Annotated in this window: 6 protein-coding genes; 2 read left to right on the top strand and 4 right to left on the bottom strand. The window is 36.9% G+C overall.

Annotated features, from left to right (window positions below; translation table 11 throughout):
* Positions 1 to 203 precede the first annotated feature (203 nt).
* On the bottom strand, positions 204 to 1,730 hold the full coding sequence (locus Q9306_RS21865) for a fumarate hydratase (protein ID WP_306202328.1): 1,527 nt from the start codon (positions 1,728 to 1,730) through the stop codon (positions 204 to 206).
* 118 nt (positions 1,731 to 1,848) lie between these two features.
* Positions 1,849 to 2,031, bottom strand: a complete 183-nt coding sequence (locus tag Q9306_RS21860; protein WP_020061169.1) for an SE1561 family protein — start codon at positions 2,029 to 2,031, stop codon at positions 1,849 to 1,851.
* A gap of 361 nt (positions 2,032 to 2,392) precedes the next feature.
* Between Q9306_RS21860 and yfkAB the strand changes: the two genes are divergently transcribed.
* The gene (gene yfkAB, locus Q9306_RS21855) at positions 2,393 to 3,520 is read left to right on the top strand and encodes a radical SAM/CxCxxxxC motif protein YfkAB (RefSeq protein ID WP_306202324.1); all 1,128 of its coding nucleotides are present in this window, start codon (positions 2,393 to 2,395) and stop codon (positions 3,518 to 3,520) included.
* A gap of 47 nt (positions 3,521 to 3,567) precedes the next feature.
* On the opposite strand, the gene Q9306_RS21850 is transcribed toward yfkAB, so the two are convergent.
* Together Q9306_RS21850 and cax are read right to left on the bottom strand one after the other, a co-directional pair.
* Positions 3,568 to 4,365, bottom strand: a complete 798-nt coding sequence (locus tag Q9306_RS21850; protein WP_306202322.1) for a YfkD famly protein — start codon at positions 4,363 to 4,365, stop codon at positions 3,568 to 3,570.
* Between the two features lie 72 nt (positions 4,366 to 4,437).
* Complete coding sequence (cax, locus tag Q9306_RS21845) at positions 4,438 to 5,493, bottom strand: calcium/proton exchanger (RefSeq protein WP_306202320.1); 1,056 nt, start codon at positions 5,491 to 5,493, stop codon at positions 4,438 to 4,440.
* 209 nt (positions 5,494 to 5,702) lie between these two features.
* Here cax and Q9306_RS21840 point away from each other — a divergent pair, with 209 nt between their 5' ends.
* Entirely contained in the window at positions 5,703 to 6,119 is a 417-nt protein-coding gene (locus Q9306_RS21840; RefSeq protein ID WP_306202318.1) for a pyridoxamine 5'-phosphate oxidase family protein, read from the top strand.
* Positions 6,120 to 6,198 lie beyond the last annotated feature (79 nt).

The raw sequence follows: 6,198 nt of genomic DNA, 5'->3' as shown, positions 1-6,198 counted from the left end.
CCTAAGAGAAAAAAACATATAACTAAATACTGGATAGACCTAAGTACTAAGTCTCATTAATTTACACAGACTTCTTGACAGAACCAATATATCGACCGCTTTTTAAAATTTATCGGCGCTTCGACATAGAATAAAGATCCCTCGGCACCATTCGACACACCAAACGCACAAAAAAAGAGCTGACAAATGTCAGCTCCTCCTTCTTATTTAAAAACTGGTTCTTTAAACGATGCTAACTTCTCTAAAGATGATTTATCTACATCAGCATGTAAGCTATTACCGTGAGAATCCATCGTTACAACCGCTTTAAATCCTTCGATACGTAAATGCCACATCGCTTCTGGAATACCAAATTGTAAGAAATCAACGTCCTTTACTTCTTTAATGCACTCTGCGTAGTACTGCGCTGCACCGCCAATTGCATTTAAGTATACGCCGCCATGTTCATTTAATGCCGCCAATGTTTTCGCACCCATGCCGCCTTTACCGATAACAGCGCGAATACCGAATTTCTTCATAATATCGCCTTGGTACGGTTCTTCACGAATACTTGTTGTCGGTCCTGCCGCTTTAATTTTCCAATTGTCGTTTTCATCTTTTACAACAACTGGTCCGCAGTGATAAATAACTTGTCCATTTAAATCAACTGGGCAGTCGTTATCCATTAAATGTTTATGAATTGCATCGCGGCCTGTGTACATCATACCGTTAATCGTTACAACGTCACCAACGCGAAGTTCGCGAATTTGTTCCTCTGTAATTGGCGCCTGTAAGACGATTTCACGTTGCGTATTTGCCTCTTCGTTTGCTTCCTCGTGTTTTAACGTATCTTCACCTTCTTGGTATAACCACTCAAGAATTTCACCTGATTCTGGGTGAATCGTTACACCTAGGCGGCGATATGCCCAGCAGTTATACGCAACAGAAACATAGAAGCTAGCTGGCAGACGGTTGTATACACCGATTTTACAGCCAAGTAATGATGTTTCGCCGCCAAATCCCATCGTTCCAATACCAAGCTTATTCGCATTTTCCATAATATAATCTTCAAGCTGCTTCAATTCTGGAATTGAATTTTCATCATCTAACGCACGGAACAATTGGTTTTTCGCAAGTTCATAACCTGACGTGCGATCTCCTCCGATACCAACGCCAATTACACCAGCACTACATCCTTGTCCTTGTGCTTGATATACCGCATGAAGAAGACATTTACGAATTCCTTCTAAATCGCGACCAGCTCGTCCTAGTCCTTCAATTTCACAAGGTAAGCTGTACTGAATATTTTTATTTTCACAGCCACCGCCTTTTAAAATAAGACGTGCATCGATATAATCTTTTTCCCATTGTTCAAACTTAATGACAGGTGTTCCTGGTCCTAAGTTATTTCCACTGTTATCACCAAACAGAGAATCAACAGAGTTCGGACGAAGCTTTCCGTCTTTCGTCGCTTGTTCAATCGCTTTGTAAATTGCTTCTTTAATGTGTAATTGGTTTACACCAACTGGTGTGTACACTTTAAAAGTTGGCATCCCTGTATCTTGGCAAATTGGTGAAATATTGTCATCAGCCATTTTAATGTTATTTGTAATTGTACCAAGAGCCATCGCGGAACGAGTCCCTGCACTTTCTCGTTCTTTCGCTTGTTGAATCACACGTCGAACATCTTTCGGTAAATTTGTTGACGTCTCAACAATTAGTTTATACATGCTTTCTTGAAGCTTTTTCATAATTACTTCCCCCTCAATTGTGAACGCTACCAAAACGCATTTCAAAATTTCACAATATGATTATACCTCTTTTTTTGCATTGCTTCTAACAAAAAAGAATCAGCAGTTCGCTGATCCTTTACTCACTCTTTTTAAATTGCTCGCACTTAAACTCAATATCATCTAACATTTCAAGAAGGCGATCCACATCTTCTAGTTCCACGTCTTCTGGTTCAATTGTATCAATAACCTCTATAAACATATTTAAACGTTCTTTCAAATATACTAATTGTGAATCCTTATCGTAAGTAGCATTTCCCATAGGTGCTCTCTCCTTTTTATTCGAGTTATCCTAATTTCCTATCTAGCATACTCATTTGTGTACTTGTTGAATCTTTCTTTTATTATACAGCAAAAGTGATTATTACGGTCATGAATTTTTCCATCAATTTGTATAAAATGGTTTCAAACTTTGCACGTGGCAGAAAAAGGAACTGACTGCTTCTACGCATGGCCAGACGCTCTTGCCCACCTAAAAAGAAAAGGGTTTTTATGTAAGTTTTTCAATTTGCATTTATATATATACATCCATTTTGATTTTTTCACTTTATTAAAAAGCAATCTTCTTCTATCATAGATAATGGACAATTTGTTATTTCAATAGTCAAAGGAGTATTTCATAAATGAATACATCACAAAAAATGAAGCCGATTACTCCTTCTTATGATCCATGGGAAGCTTATATGGACCTTGAAGAGTATGGCAAATTATTATTAACAAACGTTGAATTTACAACGACAACATTATGCAATATGCGCTGTGAACATTGTGCTGTTGGTTACACATTACAGCCAAAAGATCCAAACCCACTTCCGCTTGATTTATTATTACAACGATTAGATGAAGTTCCACATCTACGTTCTTTAAGTATTACAGGCGGCGAGCCGATGCTTTCCAAAAAGTCTGTTGATAATTATGTAACACCACTCTTAAAATATGCTCACGAACGAGGCGTTCGCACCCAGATTAACTCTAACCTAACTATAGATTTAGCCCGTTATGAACAAATTATTCCTTATCTCGATGTTTTACATATTTCTCATAACTGGGGAACGATTGATGATTTCGTCCAGGGCGGATTTGCGATGATGGAGCGCAAACCGTCATATGAACAACGTGCCAAATTATTTGAACGGATGATTTCAAATAGTAAAGCCTTATCAGAAGCAGGTGTTCTTGTTTCTGCTGAAACAATGCTCAATAAACGTACACTTCCGCATATTGAACATATTCACCGTCAAATTGTGGAAGAGATGGGCTGTAAACGTCACGAAGTACATCCAATGTATCCAAGTGATTTTGCTAGCAATCTTGAAATTTTAACGAAAGATGAAATTTTGAGTGCCATTTCACGCCTTCTCGATATTCGCGATGAAAATGTATGGATGCTATTTGGAACATTGCCATTCTATGCATGTAGCAGCGACGAACGTGATTTAGAAATATTCAAGAAGCTGCATACAAGTAAAAACGTCACAGTACGTAATGACCCAGACGGTCGTTCTCGTTTAAATGTAAATATTTTTGACGGCAGTATTATCGTTACAGATTTCGGTGACGTTCCAATGCTCGGAAATGTTCAAACAAATACACTGCAAGAAGCTTATGACAAGTGGAGTTCCTCACAAACAGCAAAAGAATTAAGCTGTCATTGTCCAGCTGTTAAATGCCTTGGACCAAACATTCTTGTAAAAAATAGTTATTATCCAACAGAAAATTTCTTAACGAAACAAGCAAACATCACGTTATAAGAAAAAACGTCAGCGTACTATCATGCTGACGTTTTTTGTATGAACCTTTACCTTGGATCAGGAGACGAAATAAACTTAAAGGAAAGATGATCTTGAATTGGTATGGATGCTCCAATTCCTTGTGATGTGATATTTTTAATCATCAATTTTCGCTGATTCCCTTTTAAGACAAGATATACTTCGCCAAATGTTACTTTTCCTTTTTCGTTAACTGCTGGCGTATACGCATATAAATATCCAAGTTGTTTCGGACTAATATTATATACTCGTTCGTGCTGAGTTCCATAACCAATAATTGTTTTAAACGAAAGAGGTAAACGTACTTTTTCCATCGCTTTTAACAGCATCATCTTCTTCACATCTTCTGCATCCTTAATGTAAGAAGTAAGCCCACCTTCTACTAGCTTTTGTGCTTCTTGTTTATAGCGAAGTGGATAAAATCCCTGTCCACCGCGATTATCATGAACATTCCGATTGACTTGCCTGTATTCCCAGTTCATTGTTGTTTCAATCGATTCATAATTTAAAGGCCATTGTCCTAAATAAATTTTCGCGCGATATCCAACTGCAAGTGGTGCATTTGAAATAGATGTTTCATTAAACATTCGAATTAAATCCGGATTTTCAATCTTTATCGGCGATGTCTCAAGCAACGTTTTTGCTAGTTCACTCGGTTGTAAGCGCGGCAGGTCCTCTGTTGGATTTGGATACGTATTTTCTTTTGAAACATTTAAAACAGATGATGGAACTTTCACATTCAATTCTGTCTTCGCAAAACTACTGCAAGGAAATAAAAAGATAAACGAGAACATAATGGTGATATAAATATTGCACACTCGTTTCATCCGTAAAGCTCCTTCCTAATGGGACTATACGGTTATATTCTTTTCCCTGCTCTCTATTGTTATCCAAACTTTTTATAATAAATAAAAACCGATTCCCATAATGAGATATGCGGCAAGTAATGTTAAACCTTCAAACCAGTTTGTATCGCCATCATTTGATATGGCAATTGTCAAAAATACAGCCGTAATCATTGCTACCAATTCTGGAATCGTGAATACAAGGGGCATATTTACCGCAAAGAACATAGAAATAATGACAAGTACAGGCGCAACAAACATGGCAATTTGTAATGTTGAACCAACTGCAATTTCAACAGCAATATTAACTTTATTTTTATAAGCCATAACTATAGCCGATGCATGCTCTGCTGCATTTCCGACAATCGCCACAATGATAATCCCGATAAATAATTCACTCCAGCCAAATGTCTTAGCAACTGTTTCAATTGTATGTACAAGTGCCTCTGATACATAGGCAACTGCTACTGTTGCAATCGCTAAAATAAGCAACGCTTTTCCTTTTGACCATTCTGGCTCTTCATCATGCTCGACTACTTCTTCTTTATGCTGATATACGCCGCGGTGCGTAACAAGTTTAAAAAACAGTGCAGCTAAATATAAAACAATCATAATAATAGCAATGCCGATACTAAGTTGGAACGTTTTCTCTACGTTCATTTTCATTGAAAATATTTCGGGAATCACAAAAGCAACAACGACTGCAAAAATTAATAAAGATGAATTATGCCTCGCATCATATACATTAAAGGTTTGACGTTTATACTTTAGACCACCTACAAAAAAGGAAAGTCCACCCACTAACAATAAGTTCCCAAGAACAGAACCTGTTAGCGAAGCGAGTACGACTTCTGTTAACCCAGCTTGCAATGCAAAAATAGAAATAATAAGCTCAACTGCGTTACCAAATGTTGCATTTAACAAGCCGCCTATACGAGGTCCTGACACAACTGCCAAACTTTCCGTTGCTCTTCCCATAAAACCGGCCAGTGCAATAATTGTGATGCAATATACAGCAAACATGATTGTTTGCGGCCAATGCATTACGTTACCAAGAACAGAAAGAGGCACACCGATTACCGCAACAAATAAAAAAATCTTATTAAACATCCTTTTCATCCTTCCATTTCTTTCTCAATCACTCTTTATATTACCATTATTATTCTTCTAACTTGCCCAATTTTTATTATAATTACGTTTTAAAAGATGCATTGAAGAAAATAATAAGAGCGAGCATAAACAATTGAACTCTTACAGGAAATTCCGCTTCAGAAAAATATGAATGTTAAGTACGAGATACTCGAAAGGAGCAGAAACAAATGCATATAAAAGAAAAAATCGCAAAGATTATTCAAAATCAACAAATCGGTGTCCTAGCAACCATTCGTGACAACAAACCGTATAGCTGCTTTATGATGTTTTTTCATGAAGATTTCGTATTGTACGCTGCAACAGATCGGCAATCAAAAAAAATATTAGATATCGAACAAAATGTAAATGTTCATGTTTTACTTGGTCATCAGGGAAAGAAATGGGAAGAAGAATATCTTGAAATAGAAGGTATTGCTTCTATTGAAGAAGACAGTACGTTAAAAAATAAATTTTGGACCAATAGTTTAAAACGTTGGTTACTTGGTCCTGAAGATCCAAATTACGTGTTAATAAAAATCAATCCTGATACCATTTATTACATTGATAGCGCTGGTACAACACAACCAGAATTTTTACGTCTATAACAAAACGAGACCTCAGCAAATGAGGTCTCGTTTTGTCGAAAAGTTCTTTTCCAAAAAAAATTGAAAAAGCTGGAACTTT

The organism is Bacillus multifaciens (assembly GCF_030756675.1).
Taxonomy (GTDB): Bacteria; Bacillota; Bacilli; order Bacillales; family Bacillaceae_G; genus Bacillus_A; species Bacillus_A multifaciens.
This window is presented reverse-complemented; position numbering and strand designations above follow the sequence as displayed.